This is a genomic window from Streptomyces sp. GL_140, from assembly GCF_057834465.1.
The window spans coordinates 2,304,355-2,324,958 of the sequence record NZ_CM174404.1 but is presented as its reverse complement, the minus strand read 5'-3'; the positions used below and the strand labels follow the sequence as shown (position 1 = coordinate 2,324,958).

The following is a 20,604-nucleotide window of genomic DNA, read 5'->3' as shown; positions in this document are numbered from 1 at the left end:
ACCAAACACTTGTTAGGGAAGGATGCTGGGATGCCCGACGTCACCCCCGTGCTCTACGAGCGCCGCGGCCCGGTCGCGTACGTGACCATGAACCGCCCCCGCTACCGCAACGCGCAGAACAGCGCGATGACGTACGCCCTCGACGACGCCTTCTACCGCGCCGCCGACGACCCCGAGGTGAAGGTGATCGTCCTGGGCGGGGCCGGCGAGCACTTCTCCGCGGGCCACGACATCGGCACCCCGGACCGCGACGCGCACCTGCCCTTCGAACGGCGGGCCGGCCTCTGGTGGGACCACTCCCAGCGCACCGGCGCCGAATCCCGCTTCGCCCGCGAATCCGAGGTCTACCTCGGCATGTGCCGGCGCTGGCGCGAGCTGCCCAAGCCCGTCATCGCCTCCGTCCACGGGGCCTGCGTGGCCGGCGGGCTGATGCTCGCCTGGGTCTGCGACCTCATCGTGGCCAGCGAGGACGCCTTCTTCGCCGACCCCGTCGTACGCATGGGGATCCCCGGCGTCGAGTACTTCGCCCACCCCTGGGCCATGCCCCCGCGCATCGCCAAGGAGTTCCTCTACACCGGCGACCGGATGCCCGCCCGCCGGGCCCACGAGATCGGCATGGTCAACCGCGTCGTCGAACGCGCCGAGCTGGCCGCCGAGACCGACCGCCTCGCCCTGCGGATCGCCGAGATGCCCGGCTTCGGACTGGCCCTGACCAAACGGGCCGTCAATCAGGCCGAGGACCTCCAGGGCCTGCACACCGGCATGGACTCGGTCTTCGGCCTGCACCACCTGGCGCACGCCCACAACGCCGAGACGGCGGCGGACTCGCTCGGCGGCATGAACATAGCGGCGATGAAGGAGGCGAACACCTGATGGACCTGAACCATTCGGCGGACGTGGAGGCCTTCCGGGCCGAAGCCCGCACCTGGCTGGCCGCCCACGTACCGCCCGCCCCCCTCCCCTCGCTGGAGACCGAGGAGGGCTTCGCCGCACACCGCGCGTGGGAAGCCCTCCTGCACGCACACCGCTGGTCGGTGGTCTCCTGGCCCACGGAATACGGCGGCCGGGGCGTGGACATCGAGCGGTGGCTGGTCTTCGAGGAGGAGTACTGGGCCGCCGGCGCGCCCGGCAGGGTCTCCCAGAACGGCATCAACCTCCTCGCTCCCACCCTCTTCGACCACGCCACCGACGAGCAGCGCGCCCGCGTCCTGCCCTCCATGGCCAGCGGCGAGACGATCTGGGCCCAGGCCTGGTCCGAACCCGAATCCGGCTCCGACCTCGCCTCCCTGAAGTCCCGGGCCGTGCGCACCGAAGGCGGCTGGCTGCTGTCCGGGCAGAAGACCTGGTCCTCCCGGGCCGCCTTCGCCGACCGCGCCTTCGGCATCTTCCGCACCGACCCGGACGCCCCGAAGCCCCACCAGGGCCTCACCTACCTGATGTTCGACCTGCACGCCCCCGGGGTCACCGTGCGCCCCATCGGCCGCCTCGACGGCAAGCCCGCCTTCGCGGAACTCTTCCTCGACGAGGTCTTCGTGCCCGACGCGGACGTCATCGGCGAGCCCGGCCAGGGCTGGCGGATCGCCATGTCCACCACCGGCAACGAGCGCGGCCTCACCCTGCGCGCCCCCGGCCGGTTCCTCGCCGCCGCCGACCGCCTCGTAGAGCTGTGGCGCAGCGACGGGGACCCGGCCGACACCGCGCTGCGCGACCGGGTCGCCGATGCTGTGGTCGGAGCCCGCGCCTACCAGCTGTTCACCTGGACCAACGCCTCCCGCTTCGCCGAGGGCGAGACCATCGGCGCCGAGTCCAGCCTCAATAAGGTGTTCTGGTCCCAGCACGACATCGCCCTGCACGAGACGGCCCTGGACCTCCTCGGCCCCGAAGCCGAACTCGCCGACGGCGAATGGGCCGAGCCGTGGATCTTCTCGCTGGCCGGCCCCATCTACGCCGGGACCAACGAGATCCAGCGCGACATCATCGCCGAGCGGCTGCTCGGCCTCCCGAAGGGCCGCCGCTGATGCGCTTCCTGCCGACCCGAGAGCAGTCGGACTTCGCCCGCACCCTGCGCGACCTCCTCGCCGCCGCTGAGGTCCCGGCGGCGGTACGGGCCTGGGGCGCCGGGGACCACACCTCCGGGGAGACCCTGCGGGCCCGGCTCGCCGACACCGGCCTGTTCGCACTCGCCGCCGACGAGGCCCACGACGGCATGGGCCTGCTGCCGCTGGAACTGTCCCTCGGTTTCGTCGAGCTCGGCCGGGCCGCTGTGCCCGGCCCGGTGGTGGAGACGGTGGCCGCCTGCGTCCTCCTGACACACCTCGGCGACCAGACCCTGGCCAAACGGTTCCTCCCCGCGCTGGTGGCCGGGGAGACCTCGGCCACCCTGACCCTCCCCGGCGCCGGCCCCTACGCCCTCGACGCGGACTCCGCCACACACCTCTTCACGGTGTCCCCGGCCGGGGAGCTGCGCCTGACCACGACCACCGCCCCGCCCCGGACCTCCGTCGACCCGTCCCGTCGGCTCTCGCTCCCGCGGGACGGCGGCGAACTCCTGGCCTCCGGCCCGGCGGTCCTGGAGGCGGCGCGCCATGCCGGGCACTGGGCCCGGCTGCTCACGGCCGCCCAGTGCCTCGGAGTCGGCGAGGCGCTCCTGGCCCGCACCGTGGAGTACGCGAAGCAGCGCACGCAGTTCGGCACGCAGATCGGCGGCTTCCAGGCGGTGAAACACCGGCTCGCCGACACCCTGCTCGGCCTGGAGTTCGCCCGGCCGCTGCTCTGGGCGGCGGCGCTGTCCCTGGCACCCGAGGAGGTCGCGGCGGCGAAGCTGACCGCCGGCGAGGCGGCGTACGCGGCGGCCATGACCGCGCTCCAACTCCACGGCGCCGTGGGCTACACCGAGGAGCTCGACCTCTCCCTGTGGCTCCGCAAGGCCCGCCCCCTGCGCGACGCGTGGGGGAGCCCCTCGCAGTGCCGGGCGGCGGTGCTCGGCGGGTAGCTCCGGGGCCTGCCGGTCACGGGCGGGCGGGACAACGCGTTCCCGCCCGCCCTGCCTGACGCCGCCCGATCCTCGGTGGCTACACTCGGCCAACTTGTGATCATCCCGCGCCACTGGCCGGGCCTTCGGGTCGGCCGGACGTGTGCCGATGCGCCACGAGTCTTCTGCCGCGGCGTCATGCCGCCTTCCACCACGGGGGACTTTCCATGTCAAGAAGACTGGGCCGGATAGCGGCCACCACCGGCGGCGTCGCTGCCCTGCTCGCCACGGGCCTGGGCACGGCTGTTCCCGCATCGGCGGACGGCTCCTTCAGCTTCACCCTGAACAACAGCCCGACGCTCTCTCCGGACGACAAGGGAATCAGGGTCGGCCCCGACACGGTGTCGGGTACCAGCGACGGCGACCTCGTCTACGCGTTCGCCACCAAGCCCCTCACCGGCCAGGCCGGAGACGGAGCCGGGCTGCCCGCCGGATTGGCCTTCCAGACCATTGGGCGCAGCAACTGCACGCCGGTCACCGGCTACACGGCCGTCTACAAATGCACCATGACCGGCAACAACGAAATGCCGCTCGGCCCGCTGATCAAGATCGCCGCCGACATCGCGGACGAAACCACCGCCTACTACGGTGCCGTCCACCTTCCCCGCGGCGGAGACCTGGCCGAGGCCGTCAAGCAGGCACAGACCGCGGGCGCCACACCGGCCGACGGCACGCACGGCACCGCCCACTTCACCGTGCTCACCGCCGAGCACGTCGCGCGCAACACCGCCACGTTCATCACCCCCGACGTGCCCGCCGGTACCCCCACGAAGCAGACCCTGCGCATTCACGCGGTCGACAAGGGCCGCCTCTGGGCGTCCTTCGTCCAGGGAGGTGGCGGCCAGATCGACTGGCGCGGTCACGCCGTGGACATCACTGTCACCCAGGTCAGCTCCGGAGCAGGCGCCCAGTGCACCCTGGAGGCGGGGTACACCTTCGTCGACGGCGCGCCCGTGTTGTACTGCGACGTGACGCCCGGTGATGTCGACATCACCTACACCGTCCTCGCCGCCCCCGGCACGGAAAGCTGGAAGATCGAAGGACAGGCCTACTACAAGGCCTACACCTACCGCCATCCCATGGAGCCGTCGGCGAGGGGCAGCTTCGCCATCCAGGGCATCCCCATTCGCAGCAACGTTCGCCTCATGGCACGGGACGCCAGCGGGGGCCTGTACGAGTACCAAGGCACCGGCAAGGGCGACGCTCCCTTCACGGACCGCTACTCGATCGGGACCGGCTGGGGCGGCTACAACGCCATCACCAAGCTGTCCCCCCTCCAGATGAACGAGAATTCCGGCGACCTCGTTGCCCGGGACGCAGACGGTGTCCTCTGGTACTACCGGGGTACCCCCAGCAATTCCTGGCAACATCCTCTCGCCGACCGCGTACGCCTGGGAGCCGGCTGGAACACGTACAACACCCTCACCGGCGCAGGCGACCTCAACGGTGACGGCAAGCCCGATCTCCTCGCCCGTGACGGCGCGGGTGACCTCTGGCTCTACCCCGGCACCGGAAACCCCAACGCCCCCTTCGGCGACCGCATCCGCATCGGCTGGGGCTGGAACGGCTACAACACCCTCGCCGGTGGGTCCGACCTGAGCGGTGACGGGAAGCCCGATCTCCTCGCCCGTGACGGCGCAGGCGACTTCTGGCTGTACCCCGGCACCGGAAACCCGAAGGCCCCCTTCGGCGACCGCATCCGCGCGGGGTGGGGCTGGAACGGCTACAACCAGCTCGTCGTCCCGGGCGACCTCAACTCCGACCGCAACGCGGACCTCCTCGCCCGTGACGGCGCCGGTGATCTCTGGCTGTACCCCGGCACCGGAAACCCGAAGGCGCCCTTCGGCGACCGCATCCGCGTCGGCTGGGGCTGGAACGGCTACACCAACCTCATCTAGCCACCATCGGGTCCGACGCGGGCGCAGCCCGTCAGTGGCGGGTCCGGTAGTAGGTGGCGAGGGCGGTGTTCACGAGCACGACCACCGTGAACCACAGGGAGAGCGACCGCTGCCCGAGCGCCAGGAGCGCGAGGGCGGCGGCGCCGAACACCACCGCCTTCACTCCGAGCTGCGCGGCGAGCGGGACGGCGTAACGGGCCTTCGGCGCGGCGAAGAGCCCCCAGAGCACGGCGGCGGCGAGCGGCGCGGCCACCGCCAGGGCGATGGAACCCATCCGCCCGATGTCACGGGTGAAACCCCACCAGGCGAGAGCGCCGAGGGCCGCGAGTTCCAGGAAGAAGGCGAGCCCCTCGTTGGCGAGGAAGAAGGCCCGCAGGGCGGGCGGCAGGGGAGCTGAGGAAGGGGCAGGAGAAGAAGGGGAAGACGTCGGCATGGCGAACAACCTCACGGCTAGAGTGCGGAACGGTCCACTTCGTACGGCGGCGTCTCAGACGACGGCCACGCTGATGCTCACCACGTAGGGCTCCTCCACCACCGCATCCGGGAAGACCGGATCCAGCCGCGCCCGCTCGGCGTCGAGGAACTCCCGGGTGCCGGCCTCGCCCAGCAGCAGGAAGGCGGAGTGGCTGGAGAGGTTCGCCAGATGCGCGTCCAGGGAGATCCGCCGGGACCAGGAGACGGTCCGGGTGGTGAAGCCGGAGCCGAGGCCCTGCGGGAGGGTGCGGAAGGAGACGGCGCCACCGCCGTTCGGGCCGCCCGCCTCGGAGAAGGCCTCGAAGAAGGTACGGATCCGCTCGCCCTGCTCGACGACCCAGCCGACCGACTCGTCCAGGTCGTTCCACCAGATCGCGAGCGAGCCCCCGGGCCTCAGCACCCGACGGGCCTCGGGCACCGCCAGGGCCGGATCGGTCCAGTGCCAGGACTGGGCGTAGGTGAGGAAGTCGAAGCCGCCGCTCATCAGCGGCAGCCGGTTGCCGTCCCCGCGCACGATCGGAAGGTCCGGGTGCGTGCGCCGGAACTCGGCCGCCATCCCGTCCCCGGGCTCCACGGCCACGACCTCGGCCCCCCGGGCGCGCATCGGCGCCGTCCCGATCCCGGTCCCCGCCCCCACGTCCGCCACCCGCGCCCCCGCGAACCGGCGCCCGGCGAGCTCCTCGACCGCGTCGTACAGCGCCTCGGGGTAGCCGGGCCGGTGCCGGCCGTAGAGAGCGGCGGCGGTGTCGAAGGACCGCGCCCGGGAGCGGGGAATCGTCATGACGCCATTGTTTTCGATCACGTCCGGCCGGACCAGTCTTTTCGCAGCAGCAGCAGCGGAGCCAGGGGCGGCGGCTACGCCGCGCGGACCAGCCCCGCCTCGTAGGCCAGGATCGCGGCCTGGGTCCGGTTCGCGAGGTCCAGCTGCGTCAGGATCCGTGACACGTACGTCTTCACGCTCGCCGGGGACAGGTGCAGGGCCTGCGCTATCTGCAGGTTCGTCCGGCCTTCGCCGACCAGCGCGAGGACGTCCCGTTCGCCGGGGGAGAGGGTGGAGAGCTGCTCCGTGTGGTCGGGGGCCCCGGTGCGGGTGTCTGCCCGTTCCAGCAGTGCCCGCATCACCCTCGGGGCCAGCGCGCTGCCGCCCGCCGCGACCGTGCGGATGCCGGCGAAGAGCTCCTCCGGCCGCAGGTCCTTGAGCAGGAACCCGGCCGCCCCGGCCCGCAACGCGTCCAGGACCAGGTCGTCCGCCGTGTAGCCGGTGAGTACGAGGACGCGCGGCGGGTCCGGCAGCCGCAGCATCTGCAAGGTCGCCTCGAAGCCGTCGAGCTTCGGCATGACCAGGTCCATCAGCACCACGTCCGGCCGGTGCCTCCGCGCCAGCGGCACCGCCTCGGCCCCGTCGGTGGCCTCCGCGACCACCTCCATGTCGGGCGCGCTCGAGAGCAGGGTGAGCAGTCCCGACCGTATGAGGCTCTGGTCGTCGACCACCATCACCCGGATCGCCATGTGACCCACCTCCCCTGAAGCCCCGTCTTATTGCGGACATTACCGGTATATCGGGACCTAAGCCCTGATAAGTCTCCCTCCCCAGTCCCCTTTTGCGCCCTCCCTTGTCCTCTTTAGGTGACTCCGGGGACCCCCCGCCTTCCCGGACGGTGGTTACCGAGGCCGAACGAGCCACCGCTCCACCGGCCTCCGCACATGTCCCCGAAGTCAGGAACTCCGCATGTCTTTCCCCTCTGCCCGCACCTTCGCCGGTTTCGTCGTCGCCGGTCTCGCCGCCCCGGCCGCCGTGGGCCTCGCGGCAATGCCCGCGTCCGCCGCGTCGGTCGGCACGTGGGACGAGGTCGCACAGTGCGAGTCCACCGGTGACTGGAGTATCAGCACCGGCAACGGGTACTACGGCGGCCTCCAGTTCTCCTCCAGCACCTGGGCGGAGTTCGGCGGCACCCAGTACGCCCCCCAGGCCAACCGGGCCACCAAGGCGCAGCAGATCGCCGTGGCCGAGAAGGTCCTCGCCGTCCAGGGTCCGGGCGCCTGGCCCGCCTGCGGCAAGCTCGCCGGCCTGCAGCGCGGCGGTCCGGCCCCCGCGGCCCCGGCCAAGGGCGTCGGCACCTCCAGCGCCGGCAAGAACACCCATGCCCCGGCCGCGCAGGCCGCGCCGAAGCCGTCGAAGTCGGCGAAGGGCGCGAAGGCCTACACCGTCGTCAGCGGCGACACCCTCAGCGGCATCGGCTCCGAGCTCGGCGTCAGCTGGCAGAAGCTCTACTCCGACAACCGCTCGGTGATCGGGTCCGACCCGGACATGATCCTGCCGGGCCAGCGCCTCGCCTACGGCTCCGCCGCCTCGTCCGCCTCGTCCGGCTCCGGTGACAGCACCCCCGCCGCGCCGAAGTCCTCCGGCTCCTCCAAGAGCACCGGCAGCTCGAGCAGCAGCAACGCCCGGGGCGTCCTGCCCGTCTCCGGCGCCTCCGTATCCGCCCGCTACCACCAGGCCGGCGGCTGGGCGGCCGGCTACCACACCGGCATCGACTTCGCGGTGGGCACCGGCACCCCGGTCAAGGCCGCCGCGGCCGGCACCGTGGTCTCCTCCGGCTGGCAGGGCGCGTACGGCAACGCCGTCGTCATCAAGCACGACGACGGCCGCTACACCCTCTCCGCCCACCTGTCCTCGGCGACCGCCTCCGAAGGCGAGCGGGTCTCGGCCGGCGAGCAGATCGGCCGTTCCGGCAGCACCGGCAACTCCACCGGCCCGCACCTCCACTTCGAGGTCCGCTCCAGCAACAGCTACGGCGCCGACGTCAACCCGGTCACCTGGCTGAGCGGTCTGGGCGTCTCCTGGTAACGAGTCGTCACCCATGACGCGTCCCCCGGGATGCCCCTTCGGCTGAAGGCGGGCAACCTAGGGGGACGTTTTCATGTGATCTGTGCGCTTTCGCGCCTAAGGGGGTCGGCGATTCATGCAGGCTGTGCCCGGTCGCGCCGGACGGCTCCTGGAACGCGGGCTTCGCACCTTGACGGGTGAGAGCTCGGGGGCGCCCGACCCGGTGCGGGCCCGCCGCACCGACATGTGGCTCGCCACCCTCTGCGGACTCCTCACCACCGTCAACCTGGAGGACGTCCACCGCCTCGGCCTCGTCACCGACTACCGGCTCAGCCTCGGCGTCGGCCTGCTCGCCGCCGCCACCCTGATCTGGCGCCGCTCCCACGCCTGGATACCGGCTTTCGCCGCCACCCTCGCCACCCTGGTCTCCGACGACCGGGGCCCCCTGGTCTTCGGCGCCTACGCCCTGGCCGCCTACGGCCGCGCCCACCGCTGGGGCGGGATCCTGCTGATGGCCCTCTTCTACGTCGGCACCCGCGACCTCGTCCTGCCCCTCGGGTACGCGGACCGCGCCCCCGCCTCCTTCGTCCTCGGCAGCATCCTCGTACCCGCCCTCTACGGGGAGACCGTGCGCCGCAACCGCGCGGTCATGTCCGCACTTCGCGAGCGGGCCCGCCAGGCCCACGCCGCCGTGGACCAGGCGGCCGACCTGGCCGTCGTACAGGAACGCACCCGTCTGGCCCAGCGCACCCACGACGGTCTGGGCCACCGGCTGACCGCCCTGACGATGCAGGCCGCGGCCCTGCGCCTGGACGCCGGGGCCGATCCGAGGGTCCGGGAGGGCGCCGAGGCAGTGGAGGAATCGGCGCGGGCCGCGATGACCGAGGTCAGGGAGGTGCTCGACATGCTGAACGATCCCGCGGGCCGCCGCGCGTACGCCGCGCCCGTGGACGTCGGCCGGTTCCTCGGCTCGCTGGCCCGCAACATGCGGGCCACGGGCATGGAGATAACCCATTACACCCAGCCCGGCCTCGGCGACTTCCCGGCGGCCGACGGGCGGCTGCTGCTGCGGATCGCCCGAGAGGGGCTCACCAACGCGGCGAAGTACGCTCCCGGCTCCGCCGTCCGGATGAATCTCTACGCCGAGGACGGGGAGGTCCGCCTCGATGTGGTGAACACCGCTCCGGAAGGGGAGAGGATCGTCCTCGACTCAGGCGGGATGGGCATTCCGGGCCTCCGGTCGGCCCTCGCGGAGGTGGGCGGAAGGCTCCGATCGGGGGACATGCAGGACGGAGGTCACATGCTCGCCGCGACACTCCCCGACCGACGTGTGCTAGCTTAGAGCTCGTTGCAGTTGTGGTACCCATGAACTTTATGTGCGCCTGACGGGAATGCTCCGACAGGCGCTTTTATTGTTTTGCCGGAATCTCCGGATGGGGCCCTTTGCCGCCTATTCAGGAGATTCAAAAATGGCACTTGGCACCGTGAAGTGGTTCAACTCGGAAAAGGGCTTCGGCTTCATCGAGCAGGACGGTGGCGGCCCGGACGTCTTCGCCCACTACTCGAACATCGCCACCCAGGGCTTCCGTGAGCTCAACGAGGGCCAGCGCGTGTCCTTCGACGTCACCCAGGGCCAGAAGGGCCCCCAGGCGGAGAACATCCTCCCCGCCTAATTTCTTCAGCATGCCGGGGTCCGCGCCGTGAGGTGCGGGCCCCGGCTTGTCTGCTGTTTCGACCTTTGTTGCAGTGCCTTTATGTAGTACCTGCCGGTTTCAGGAGGGCTTTCTCGCATGACCAGCTCCAGCTCCGCACGACCCAGCCGCCGCCCCACCCGGGGTCGAGGTGCGGCCCAGGGACGTCCGAAGGCTGGCGCGGGACGGCAGAAGTCCGCCCCCGTAGCCAGGCCCCAAGAATTCACCATGCCCGAACCGCTGACCCCGGCCCTTCCGCCGGTGGACTCGTTCGGGGACATGGACATGCCCGAGGCGCTGCTGAAGACCCTCGCGGCCCAGGGCGTCACCGAGCCGTTCCCGATCCAGGCCGCGACGATTCCGAACTCCCTCGTCGGCCGTGACCTGCTCGGCCGCGGTCGCACCGGCTCCGGCAAGACGCTGGCCTTCGGCCTGGCCCTGCTGGCCCGCACCGCGGGCCGCCGCGCGCAGCCGAAGCAGCCGCTCGCGCTGGTCCTCGTACCCACCCGCGAGCTCGCGCAGCAGGTCACCGACGCCATGTCCCCGTACGCCACGGCCGTCAACCTGCGGATCACGACCGTCGTCGGCGGCATGTCGATCAACCGGCAGTCCGGCGCCCTGCGCCGCGGCGCCGAGGTGCTCGTCGCCACCCCCGGCCGTCTGAAGGACCTCATCGACCGCGGTGACGCCGACCTCTCCCAGGTCGCCATCACCGTCCTCGACGAGGCCGACCAGATGACCGACATGGGCTTCATGCCGCAGGTCACCGCCCTGCTCAAGCAGGTCCAGCCCGAGGGCCAGACCATGCTGTTCTCGGCGACCCTCGACAAGAACATCGACAAGCTCGTCAAGATGTTCCTGACCGACCCCGTCGCCTTCTCCGTCGACCCGTCCGCCGGTGCGGTCAGCACGATGGAGCACCACGTCCTGTACGTCATGGACGAGACCGACAAGAAGGCCGTGGCCACGCGCATAGCCGCTCGCGACGGCCGGGTGATCATGTTCGTCGACACCAAGCGCGGGGTCGACCGCATGGTCAAGAAGCTCCTCGCCGACGGCGTCCGCGCCTCCGGTCTGCACGGCGGCCGCTCGCAGCCGCAGCGCAACCGCACCCTCGACTGGTTCAAGACGGGCGAGGTCACCGCGCTGGTCGCCACCAACGTGGCCGCGCGCGGCATCCACATCGACGACCTGGACCTCGTCGTCAACGTGGACCCGCCGACCGACCACAAGGACTACCTGCACCGCGGCGGCCGTACCGCCCGTGCCGGCGAGTCCGGCAGCGTCGTCACCCTGGTCCTGCCGGACCAGAAGCGCGACATGACCCGTCTGATGTCGGACGCCGGGATCTCCCCGCGGACCGCCCAGATCAAGTCCTCCGACGAGGAGCTGGCCCGCCTCACCGGCGCCAAGGAGCCCTCGGGCATCCCCGTGGTGCTGGACGTTCCGCAGGCCACCCCGCCGCGCCAGCGCGCCGGCGACTCGGGCTCCGGCTCGCGCCGCCGCTCCGGTGGTGGGCGTACGGGCTCCGGCACGGGTGCCGCTCCGGCCGGTGGCGGCCGCGGCCGCCGTTCCGGCGGCGGTGGCGCCGCGGGTCAGGCTCCGGCCTCCGGGTCCGGCCAGGCCCGTCGCGGCCAGGGCGGCCAGGGTGCCGCCACCGGCGGCTCCGGCGAGCGCGGCCGGCGTACCGGAGGTGCCCCCTCCGGCGGCGCCGCCGCCGCTTCGGCCCGCAGCCGGGTGGGTGGCGCGGGCCAGGCCCGTCGCCGTTCCGCCTGATCGGCACCGACTCACGCAAGAACCACTGCGCCGGTCAGCACGCGAGTGCTGACCGGCGCAGTGCTGTTTCCGGCGGCTAGCGGACCATCTTGACCTGGAGCTTCGCCAGGGTCTTCAGATCAAGGCCGAGGCCCTGGGTGAGGTACCCGTAGAAGCTGCCGTAGTCGGCCTCCATCTGCGTGGTCGCCGCGTCCAGGTAGTCCTGGCGGACCTCCTGGAGCGGGATCAGCAGATCGGGGTTCTGCATCCGGCCGGACTGCTTGAGGCCGGCCCGCACCTGGGCGTCGTACGCCCCGCGGAAGGTGTTCGAGGCCAGGTAGTCGCGCTCGGCGGCGTCCTGTGGGACGGCCAGCGCGCGCAGCAGTACGTAGCTCATCCAGCCCGTCCGGTCCTTGCCGGAGGAGCAGTGGTACAGGATCGGGCCCTGCTTGCCGTCGGCGATCTCGCGCAGGGTGGTCGCGAACTGCGCCCGGCTGTCGGGGTTGGTGACGAACGTGCGGTAGATGTCGCGCATGTACGCCTCGGCGCGGCCGCCGCCGAGTATCTGTTCCTGCTTGACGGGGTCGCCGCTGCCTATCGCGCCGATCAGGGTTCCGTACAGGCCGAGGTCGCTGATCGAGCGGGAGGTGGAGGTCAGTCCGGCGGGCAGCTTGTCGGCGCCGTCGTACTGGACCTCCATGGGGATGCGGAAATCGACGACCTTCGTGAGGCCGAGACCGGAGACGCTGGTGACGTCGGCGGCGGTCAGCTTGCCCAGCGTGTCGGAACGGTAGACCAGTCCCTGGCGGACCTGACCGCCGGTCCAGGTGCGGTAGCCGCCGATGTCGCGGACGTTGACCGCGCCCTGGAGGGGGATCTGGCGAATCGTTGCCGTCGGCAGCTGGTGGTGACGGGAGGCGCTGGTGGCGCCGTTCACCGGCGCGGCGTACGCGGCGGCGGGCAGGGTCCCGATGGCGAGGGCGGAGGCGAGCACCGCGGTCGCCAGGCGGATTCGGGCACGGCTCATCTGGGGCAACTCCTGTAACGGAGAAGGGAATCGCCCTGGTGGTGGCAGGGCGTGGAACTAGTGCGGGGGGAGTTCGTGCGGGGGTACCACGTGGGGGGGAGTGAGGCCGTGCAGTCGTTCCAGCACGGCGTGTGCCTCGGCCATGACGCGGTCGACGAGTTCCGCACAGGACGGAAGGTCCTCGATCACGCCCGCGACCTGGCCCGATGCCATGACACCGAGGTCCGTACGGCCCTCGACCATGGATGCCTTGAGGAGCATGGGGGTGTTGGCGGCGAGCAGGACCTGGCTCCAGGACAGGTCCTTGCCGTGTTTCATCGCGAGGCCGTCGCGGACCATCTGCGACCAGGACAGGCCCGAGATCTTCTTGAAGCCGGCCGCGTGGACCACGGCCTTGGCCAGCGCCTTCGCACGGCCCGCGCGCTCCAGGGACACGACCAGCTCGCTGCGGAGCATCCGGTGCGGCAGACCGTCGACGGCCGTGGTGACGGTGATGTCCTTGACCCCCGCCTTCAGGTACTCGGCCTTGACCGCGTCGGGGACGGTGGAGTCGGAGGTCAGCAGGAACCGGGTGCCCATGGCGATTCCGGCGGCCCCGTAGGACAGTGCGGCGACCAGCCCGCGGCCGTCGCTGAACCCGCCCGCCGCGATCACCGGGATGTCGACCGCGTCCACCACCTGCGGCAGCAGCACGGTCGTGGCCACGTCACCGGTGTGCCCGCCGCCCTCGCCACCCTGCACGATCACCGCGTCCGCACCCCACGCCGCAACCTTCTCGGCATGCCGACGGGCCCCGATGGAGGGGATCACGACCACGCCGGCGTCCTTGAGCCGGGAGATCAGCTCCTTGGAGGGGGCGAGCGCGAAGGACGCCACCCGGACGCCCTCGTCGATGATCAGCTGGGCGCACTCGGCCGCGTCCCCGGCGTCCGCCCGCAGATTGACCCCGAAGGGGGCGTCCGTACGGGACTTGACCTCGTGGACCGCGGCCCGGAGCTGATCCAGCGTCATCGTCGCCGAGGCCAGGATCCCGAGGGCGCCCGCGTTGGCCGCCCCCGACACCAGGCGCGGACCCGCCACCCAGCCCATGCCCGTCTGCACGATCGGGTGCTCGACCCCGACCAGCTTGGTGAATGCCGTTTCCATCGGCTGCCTCGCCCCCATCGGATCAGACCCGGACTTCGCGGTCGCGCAGACCCTTGGGGTCGATGACCTCGCGGATCAGCCGCAGTTCCGCGGCGGTCGGCTCCCGGGTGTACGGGACCTCCGCGCCGGCCCCGGCGCCCGCGAGCTCGAAGCCGGTGGCGGCCCGGACCTGCTCCACCGTGACGCCCGGATGCACCGAGACCAGGCGCATCGAGTGGTCCGGGCCGGTGAAGTCGAAGACGCCGAGATCGCTGACCACCCGCGGGAGCCGGTGGTAGCGGGTGACGCCGGCCGCCTCCGCGCGGTCGTAGCCCACCCCGCTGACCATGTCGACGCGCTCGACGAACACCCGGGTGGAGTGCTTGGGGATCCAGTAGCTCACCGGGTTGTTCAGGGTGTTCACCGGGGCGCCGCGCACCCCGAGGAGCTGGCGGGCCGGGCGCTCCCAGTCGCCGATGCAGGAGATGTTCTGGTTGCCGAACCGGTCGATCTGACTGGCGCCCATCATCACGTGGCGGCACCCGCCCGTGACCATGGTCAGGTGGCGGCGGTACGGGAGCCAGCCCTCGGCCGTGCCGTCGAGGCCGACCAGCATGGCTTCGCCGTCGGTCAGCAGGAGGTCGGGCGAGAAGGTCCGCTTCGCCAGCCGGGCACCGAAGGACGGCACCAGGCCCATGGGGCTGGCCAGCACCTCGCCGTTGTCCCGCCAGGCCTCGGCGCAGGCGATCACGCAGTACTCCGAGCGGCTGACGGTGTCCGCCGCGGCCGTGGTGGTCTCCGTGCTCACTTCTGCTCCTCGTGCCAGGCCTGGACGGCGGACTGGTAGGCGTGCTCGCTGTCGCCGGAGAGGAAGCGCTCGGCGAACTCGGGCCAGGGGGTGGTCGCGTACAGCTTCTGGAAGGCCTCGTCGCGGTCGTAGTCGGGGGCGCAGGAGGTGAAGTGCGCGCCGTTCGGGGTCTCCACGACCCCGGTGACCGAGTGGCGGCTGACGAGGAGGGACTGCGGGGGCCCGGCCTTGGAGAGCTCCGCGGTCTCGACGATCTGCTCGCAGGAGACGTAAGCGGCGTCCGCGGCCTCGCAGAAGAGGTCGTCGAAGTACGGGTCCGGGCCCAGGTACTGGGCGTTGCCGAGGCGGTCGGCACGGTTGAGGTGGACCAGGGCCGCGTCCATGCGCAGGGCGGGGACGGCGACGAACTCCTCGCCGTCGGCATAGGGCGAGGTGACCGTGCGCAGCTCGGGGTTGACGCGCATGACGTCGGAGCCGAGGGCGGCGCGGACGGGCAGGAAGGGCAGCCGGTTGGCGGCCGCGTGCAGGCCCCACATGAACATGGCCTCGTCGAGCTCGGTGAGGGGGAAGGCGGCCCGCTCGCGGGCGGCCCGGAAATGCGGCTCCAGCGGGATCGAGTCGAGGGTCGCGAAGGGGGCCACGAGCTTGCCGATCTTCCCGGCGGCGGCGAGCAGCCCCACGTCGGGGCCGCCGTACGAGATCACGGTGAGATCGGTGATCTCGGAGCGGAGCAGTGCGCGTACCAGGGCCATGGGCTTGCGGCGAGAGCCCCAGCCGCCGATCCCGATGGTCATCCCGCTGCTCAGCCGCCCGACCACCTCGTCGGGGCTCATGGTCTTGTCGGTCATGCGGATTCCGCCTTTGCGTCCGTCTTCGCGTCTGTCTTCGCGTCCGAGCCGGTGCTGCCGAAGGTGTCGCGGACCCGGTCGGCGACCCCGCTGAGGTTGGCCTCGAAGGTGAAGCCCTGCTCGAAGCGGTAGCTGCGGCGCACGTCCACCGGATCGATGCCGTTGATGGCGGCCTTGGCCAGCCGGATGAGGTAGCCGTCCTTCTTGGCGATCTCGGCGGCCAGCTCCAGGGCGGCCGCCCGCAACTCCTCGCGCGGCACCACCTTCCACACCGAGCCGTGCGCGTGCAGTTCGGCGGCGGTCGCGGTGCGCGAGGTGTAGTAGAGGGTGCGCATCATGTGCTGCGGGACGAGCCGGGCCAGGTGGGTCGCGGCCCCGAGGGCGCCCCGGTCCAGCTCCGGCAGTCCGAAGGTCGCGTCCTCGGAGGCGACGATGGCGTCGGCGTTGCCGACCAGACCGATCCCGCCGCCGAGGCAGAAGCCGTTCACGGCCGCCACGACCGGGACCTCGCACTCGTACACGGCGGCGAAGGCCTCGTAGCAGCCCCGGTTGGCGCCGATGAGCGAGGCGTGACCGGTGTCGCGCTGCATCTCCTTGATGTCGACGCCGGCGTTGAAGCCGCGGCCCTCGGCGGCGAGCACGACGCACCGGACCTCCGGGTCGCGGCCGGCCGCGCGCAGGGCGTCGGCGAGGTCGTACCAGCCCTGCACGGGCAGTGCGTTGACGGGCGGGAAGTCGACTGTGACGAGTGCGATGCCCTTGTCGGGGCTTGAGGTGGAGACACCCATGAGCGGATCAGCTACCTTTCCACCAAACATTTGTTAGGTGAGGAAGGTAGCAGCCGATGGAGCTCAACGGGAGGGTTGTCGTCGTCACCGGCGGAACCCGGGGCGTCGGCGCCGGGATCGCGCGGTCGTTCCTCGCGGCGGGGGCGCACGTCCTGGTCTGCGCGCGGCGGCCGCCGGAGGAACCGGTGGCGCACGACGGCCGCGAGGCGGAGTTCACCGCCCTGGACCTGCGCGATCCCGACGCCGTGCAGGGGTTCTTCGCCTCGGTCGCCGAGCGCCACGGACGCCTCGACTGCCTGGTCAACAACGCCGGCGGAACCCCGTACCGACTGCTCGGCGAGGGCGAGGCGCAGCGTCACGCGAGGGTGCTGGAGCTGAACCTGACCGCCCCGATGACCGCCTCACTGGCCGCGTACCCGTGGCTGCGGGAGTCACGGGGCTCGGTGGTCATGATCGGCAGCGTCAGTGGGACCCGCCCCTCGCCGGGAACGGCGGCCTACGGGGCCGCGAAGGCCGGCCTGGAGAACCTGGCCCGCTCGATGGCCGTCGAATGGGCCCCCGAGGTACGGGTCAACTCGCTCGTCCTGGGCATGGTGCGCACCGAACTCGCGCACCTGCACTACGGCGACGAGGCGGGCATCGCGGCGGTCGGCGCGACCGTCCCGCTGGGGCGGCTGGCCGACCCCTCGGACGTGGGCGAGGCGGCGGTGTTCCTGGCCTCCGACCGGGCGGGGTACGTGAGCGGGGCGAGCCTGCTCGTGCACGGGGGCGGCGAGCGCCCGGCGTTTTTGGATGCGGCAACCGCGAACAAGAGCAAGGAGAGCTGACATGGGACGTGCCGAAGGTCGACGTGTCGAAGGTTTGGCCGAAGGTCGTGTGGTCATCGTGACGGGCGCCGGGCGGGGGCTGGGCCGGGCCCACGCGCTGGCCTTCGCCGCGGAGGGGGCCAGGGTCGTGGTGAACGACCTGGGCGTAGGCCTGGACGGACTGCCCGGGCCGGACAGCCCGGCGGCCCAAGTGGTCGAGGAGATCCGGGCCCTGGGCGGGGAAGCGGTCGCGCACGGCGGGGACATCGCCACCTCCGAGGGCGCGGCCTCGCTGGTCGAGACGGCCGTCTCGGCCTTCGGGCGGCTGGACACCCTCGTCAACAACGCGGGGTTCCTGCGAGACCGGATGCTCGTGAACCTGGACGAGGACGACTGGGACGCGGTGATGCGGGTGCACCTGAAGGGCCACTTCCTCCCGCTGAAGTATGCGGCGGCGCACTGGCGGGCGGCGGCGAAGCAGGGGCGGGAAGTGGCCGCGCGGGTCGTCAACACATCCTCGGGGGCCGGGCTGCTGGGCTCGGTCGGGCAGGGCAACTACAGCGCGGCCAAGGCGGGGATCCTGGGCCTGACGCTGGTGTCGGCGGCGGAGATGGGCCGCTACGGGGTCCAGGTCAACGCGATCGCCCCGGCCGCGCGGACCCGGATGACCGAGCAGACCTTCGCGGAGACCATGGCCGCCCCGGGGGAGGGGGACTTCGACGCGATGGCCCCCGAGAACGTGTCCCCGCTGGTGGTGTGGCTCGGCTCCGACGCCTCGGCCGGGGTCACGGGCCGGGTCTTCGAGGCCGAGGGCGGCCGCATCACGGTGATGGAGGGCTGGCGGCCGGGCCCCACGGCCGACTGCGGGGCCCGGTGGACCCCGGCCGCGGCGGGGGAGGCGGCGGCGAAACTCCTCGCGGCGTCGGAGGTGCCGCAGCCGGTGTACGGGGCGCGGTAGGCGGTCCCTTTCGGGCCCGGCCGTCCCTTCCCGCGCCCCTGCGGACCCTCCCGGCCTTCCCCGGCCGGCCCGGGTTCCGGACATCCTCGGGGCCCGGGGAGGCCGGCCGGTCGGCGGGGGCGGGGGAGGCGGGCTGCTGGGGGCCGGTCGGCCGGGGATGCGGGCTCATGGGTTCCGGCCAGGCCGTGCGGGGCGGGGCCATTGTCCGTATCGCGTCCTTACCCGGCCCTTGCGCCCGTGATGGCATGTCCATGCCGAATCCGGCATTCCCGCGACGGACGGAGCATCCGGACATGTCCCTGCGCAGACTGGCCCTCGGGGCCGCCTCCCTCGTCCTGCTGGCCCTGGCCGCCCCCGCCCACGCCGACACCCCATCTTCACCCCCCGGCTGGATCACCGTGGAAGTGGTCGGGGTCAACGGCTCCGGCTGCCCCGCCGGGACCGCGAAGGTGGCGGCGGCTCCCGACAACACCGCCTTCACCGTCACCTACAGCGACTACCTCGCCCAGACCGGAGCGGGCTCCGGCGGCATCGACTTCCGCAAGAACTGCCAGCTGGCCCTGCGCGTCCACGTGCCCCAGGGGTTCACGTACGCCATCGCCCGCGCCGACTACCGCGGCTTCGCCAGCCTCCAGCGCGGCGCCTTCGGCCAGCAGCGGGCCGGCTACTACTTCCAGGGCGCCACGCAGACCACCCGTACCGTCCACCAGTTCAACGGCGCCTACGTCGACAACTGGCAGGCGAGCGACCAGACCGGATACCGGGACCTGGTCTGGGCCCCCTGCGGAGAAGTGCGCAACCTCAACGTCAACACCGAACTGCGCGTCTACGCGGGCTCGTCGAACGCCCAGGCGCTCAGCTTCATGAGCATGGACTCCACGGACGGCAGCGTCAGCACCGTCTACCACTTCGAGTGGAAGGAGTGTCCGGCCACCGCCTGACCGCCGACAGCGCGCACGCAGAAGGAGTGACAACGATGTCGCATTCCCTGTCCCGCACCCTGTTCGTCGGCGGCGCGGCCGCCGCCCTGATCGCCACCGGGGCCCCCGCCCAGGCGGCCCCCGTCACCGCCCCGCCCGACAGGATCGTGATCGAACTCGCCACCGTCAACGGCTCCGGCTGCCGCGAGGGCACCGCCGCCGTCGCCGTCTCCCCCGACAACACGGCCTTCACGGTCACCTACAGCGACTACCTCGCCCAGGTCGGCCCCGGCGCCCCTCCCATCGCCTTCCGCAAGAACTGCCAGCTCAACCTGCGCGTCCACGTCCCGAACGGCTTCACCTACGCGATCGTCCAGGCCGACTACCGGGGCTTCGCCAGCCTCCAGCGCGGCGCCTCGGGGCAGGAACGCGCGAACTACTACTTCCAGGGGATGTCGGAGACCGCCCAGCGCACCCACCAGTTCAACGGCCCCTTCAACGACAACTGGCAGTCGACCGACAAGACCGAATACGCCGACCTCGTCTGGGCCCCGTGCGGCGAGGAACGCAACTTCAACATCAACACCGAGCTGCGGGTGAACGCCGGAACCTCCGGCTCGCAGGCACTCAGCCTCATGACCATGGACTCCACCGACGCGAGCGTGAACACCCTCTACCACCTCGCCTGGCAGACCTGCCCGCAGCACAAGCCGTAACAGCGCGCACACCGGGCGGGGCCGACGTGCGACCGGCCCCGCCCCTTTCCCGCTCAGCGGGAACACCCCCTCCCGCCCCCGGCCGGGCCCCGCCTACCGTCTGCCGCACCAACACCACCGCAGCCGGGAGGACCCCCATGCTCAACGACCGGCGCAGGCGCGAGGCCGCCGAGGCGCTGCGCGCGGCGGAACTGCGGCGGGCCCCCGTAAGGCCGCTGACCGAGCTCTACGAGGGCATCGACGCCCAGGACGCGTACGAGATCCAGCTCATCAACATCCGCCACCGCGTGCGGAGCGAAGGCGCCCGCGTCACCGGACACAAGGTCGGGCTGTCGTCCCCCGTCATGCAGGCCATGATGGGCGTCGACGAGCCCGACTACGGGCACCTGCTCGACGCGATGGAGCTGCGCCAGGACACCCCGGTCCCCGCGGCCGCCTACTGCGCGCCCCGCGTGGAGGTCGAGATCGGCTTCGTGCTCGGCGCCGACCTGCCCGGCGAGGACTGCACCGCGGCCGACGTGCTCGCCGCGACCGAACGGGTCGTTCCGGCCCTGGAGCTCATCGACAGCCGGATCGCCGACTGGCGGATCTCCATCGCCGACACCATCGCCGACAACGCCTCCTCCGCCGGATACGTCATCGGCGAGGGACTCGATCCGCGCGAGCTGGACCTCAGAGCGGTCGAAGCCACCCTGACCAGCGGCCCCGACACCCTCGCGAGCGGGCGGGGCGACGCCGTGCTCGGGGACCCCGCCGAGTCCGTGGCCTGGCTCGCGCGGACCGTCGCCCGCTTCGCGGTGCCGCTGCGCAAGGGCCACCTGATCCTGCCCGGGTCCTGCACCCGCGCCGTGGACGTGGCCGCCGGGCGGACCTACACCGCCGAGTTCACCGGGCTCGGCCCGGTGTCCCTCTCCTTCTGCTGAACCCCTGAG

21 protein-coding genes are annotated in these 20,604 nt (G+C 71.8%); 13 read left to right on the top strand and 8 right to left on the bottom strand.

All coding sequences use genetic code 11. From position 1 onward, the window contains the following. The first annotated feature begins 30 nt into the window (after window positions 1–30). From AC3IYJ_RS10900 to AC3IYJ_RS10885, 4 genes are all read left to right on the top strand, one after another. Window positions 31–873, top strand: a complete 843-nt coding sequence (locus AC3IYJ_RS10900) for an enoyl-CoA hydratase (RefSeq protein ID WP_489401108.1) — start codon at window positions 31–33, stop codon at window positions 871–873. Further along, complete coding sequence (locus AC3IYJ_RS10895; RefSeq protein WP_489401107.1) at window positions 873–2,018, top strand: acyl-CoA dehydrogenase family protein; 1,146 nt, start codon at window positions 873–875, stop codon at window positions 2,016–2,018. Before AC3IYJ_RS10900 ends, AC3IYJ_RS10895 begins: the two co-directional genes overlap by 1 nt. Further along, the gene (locus AC3IYJ_RS10890) at window positions 2,018–2,992 is read left to right on the top strand and encodes an acyl-CoA dehydrogenase family protein (RefSeq protein ID WP_489401106.1); all 975 of its coding nucleotides are present in this window, start codon (window positions 2,018–2,020) and stop codon (window positions 2,990–2,992) included. Before AC3IYJ_RS10895 ends, AC3IYJ_RS10890 begins: the two co-directional genes overlap by 1 nt. Before the next feature lie 206 nt (window positions 2,993–3,198). Continuing rightward, the gene (locus AC3IYJ_RS10885; protein WP_489401105.1) at window positions 3,199–4,929 is read left to right on the top strand and encodes an FG-GAP repeat domain-containing protein; all 1,731 of its coding nucleotides are present in this window, start codon (window positions 3,199–3,201) and stop codon (window positions 4,927–4,929) included. A gap of 31 nt (window positions 4,930–4,960) precedes the next feature. Here AC3IYJ_RS10885 and AC3IYJ_RS10880 read toward each other — a convergent pair whose 3' ends face one another. The 3 genes from AC3IYJ_RS10880 to AC3IYJ_RS10870 all read right to left on the bottom strand — a co-directional run bounded on the left by AC3IYJ_RS10880 (window position 4,961) and on the right by AC3IYJ_RS10870 (window position 6,912). After that, on the bottom strand, window positions 4,961–5,362 hold the full coding sequence (locus AC3IYJ_RS10880) for a YrdB family protein (RefSeq protein ID WP_489401104.1): 402 nt from the start codon (window positions 5,360–5,362) through the stop codon (window positions 4,961–4,963). Between the two features lie 54 nt (window positions 5,363–5,416). Then, window positions 5,417–6,184 carry a class I SAM-dependent methyltransferase gene (locus AC3IYJ_RS10875; protein WP_489401103.1) on the bottom strand — a complete coding sequence of 256 codons (768 nt, stop codon included), beginning with the start codon at window positions 6,182–6,184 and terminating at the stop codon, window positions 5,417–5,419. A gap of 74 nt (window positions 6,185–6,258) precedes the next feature. Continuing rightward, complete coding sequence (locus AC3IYJ_RS10870) at window positions 6,259–6,912, bottom strand: response regulator (protein ID WP_489401102.1); 654 nt, start codon at window positions 6,910–6,912, stop codon at window positions 6,259–6,261. Between the two features lie 220 nt (window positions 6,913–7,132). Between AC3IYJ_RS10870 and AC3IYJ_RS10865 the strand changes: the two genes are divergently transcribed. From AC3IYJ_RS10865 to AC3IYJ_RS10850, 4 genes are all read left to right on the top strand, one after another. Next, on the top strand, window positions 7,133–8,251 hold the full coding sequence (locus AC3IYJ_RS10865; RefSeq protein ID WP_489401101.1) for a peptidoglycan DD-metalloendopeptidase family protein: 1,119 nt from the start codon (window positions 7,133–7,135) through the stop codon (window positions 8,249–8,251). A gap of 115 nt (window positions 8,252–8,366) precedes the next feature. Further along, window positions 8,367–9,572: a sensor histidine kinase gene (locus tag AC3IYJ_RS10860; protein ID WP_489401100.1), complete on the top strand. Its 1,206-nt coding sequence runs from the start codon at window positions 8,367–8,369 to the stop codon at window positions 9,570–9,572. A 127-nt stretch (window positions 9,573–9,699) separates the two neighbouring features. Beyond that, on the top strand, window positions 9,700–9,903 hold the full coding sequence (locus AC3IYJ_RS10855; protein WP_112447913.1) for a cold-shock protein: 204 nt from the start codon (window positions 9,700–9,702) through the stop codon (window positions 9,901–9,903). 117 nt (window positions 9,904–10,020) lie between these two features. After that, complete coding sequence (locus tag AC3IYJ_RS10850; protein ID WP_489401099.1) at window positions 10,021–11,697, top strand: DEAD/DEAH box helicase; 1,677 nt, start codon at window positions 10,021–10,023, stop codon at window positions 11,695–11,697. Between the two features lie 76 nt (window positions 11,698–11,773). Here the strand turns inward: AC3IYJ_RS10850 and AC3IYJ_RS10845 are convergent, their stop codons facing one another. The 5 genes from AC3IYJ_RS10845 to AC3IYJ_RS10825 are packed head-to-tail and all read right to left on the bottom strand — an operon-like array spanning window position 11,774 to window position 16,272. After that, entirely contained in the window at window positions 11,774–12,703 is a 930-nt protein-coding gene (locus AC3IYJ_RS10845; RefSeq protein WP_489401098.1) for a tyrosine-protein phosphatase, read from the bottom strand. Between the two features lie 57 nt (window positions 12,704–12,760). After that, entirely contained in the window at window positions 12,761–13,849 is a 1,089-nt protein-coding gene (locus AC3IYJ_RS10840; RefSeq protein WP_489401097.1) for an NAD(P)H-dependent flavin oxidoreductase, read from the bottom strand. A 22-nt stretch (window positions 13,850–13,871) separates the two neighbouring features. Then, complete coding sequence (locus AC3IYJ_RS10835; protein WP_489401096.1) at window positions 13,872–14,636, bottom strand: CoA-transferase subunit beta; 765 nt, start codon at window positions 14,634–14,636, stop codon at window positions 13,872–13,874. Further along, entirely contained in the window at window positions 14,633–15,484 is an 852-nt protein-coding gene (locus AC3IYJ_RS10830) for a CoA transferase subunit A (RefSeq protein ID WP_489401095.1), read from the bottom strand. Before AC3IYJ_RS10830 ends, AC3IYJ_RS10835 begins: the two co-directional genes overlap by 4 nt. Beyond that, window positions 15,481–16,272: an enoyl-CoA hydratase family protein gene (locus AC3IYJ_RS10825; protein WP_489401094.1), complete on the bottom strand. Its 792-nt coding sequence runs from the start codon at window positions 16,270–16,272 to the stop codon at window positions 15,481–15,483. Before AC3IYJ_RS10825 ends, AC3IYJ_RS10830 begins: the two co-directional genes overlap by 4 nt. A 56-nt stretch (window positions 16,273–16,328) precedes the next feature. Here AC3IYJ_RS10825 and AC3IYJ_RS10820 point away from each other — a divergent pair, with 56 nt between their 5' ends. The 5 genes from AC3IYJ_RS10820 (at window position 16,329) to AC3IYJ_RS10800 (ending at window position 20,595) form a co-directional block, all read left to right on the top strand. Continuing rightward, the gene (locus AC3IYJ_RS10820; protein ID WP_489401093.1) at window positions 16,329–17,099 is read left to right on the top strand and encodes an SDR family oxidoreductase; all 771 of its coding nucleotides are present in this window, start codon (window positions 16,329–16,331) and stop codon (window positions 17,097–17,099) included. A gap of 1 nt (window position 17,100) precedes the next feature. Next, window positions 17,101–18,036 (top strand): SDR family oxidoreductase, encoded by a 936-nt coding sequence (locus AC3IYJ_RS10815; RefSeq protein ID WP_489401092.1) that lies wholly within the window; start codon window positions 17,101–17,103, stop codon window positions 18,034–18,036. Between the two features lie 293 nt (window positions 18,037–18,329). After that, window positions 18,330–18,977, top strand: a complete 648-nt coding sequence (locus AC3IYJ_RS10810) for a DUF4360 domain-containing protein (protein WP_489401091.1) — start codon at window positions 18,330–18,332, stop codon at window positions 18,975–18,977. Window positions 18,978–19,012: 35 nt separating this feature from the next. Beyond that, window positions 19,013–19,672 carry a DUF4360 domain-containing protein gene (locus AC3IYJ_RS10805; RefSeq protein WP_489401090.1) on the top strand — a complete coding sequence of 220 codons (660 nt, stop codon included), beginning with the start codon at window positions 19,013–19,015 and terminating at the stop codon, window positions 19,670–19,672. 137 nt (window positions 19,673–19,809) lie between these two features. Then, window positions 19,810–20,595 carry a 2-keto-4-pentenoate hydratase gene (locus AC3IYJ_RS10800; RefSeq protein ID WP_489401089.1) on the top strand — a complete coding sequence of 262 codons (786 nt, stop codon included), beginning with the start codon at window positions 19,810–19,812 and terminating at the stop codon, window positions 20,593–20,595. The last annotated feature ends 9 nt before the right edge of the window (window positions 20,596–20,604 follow it).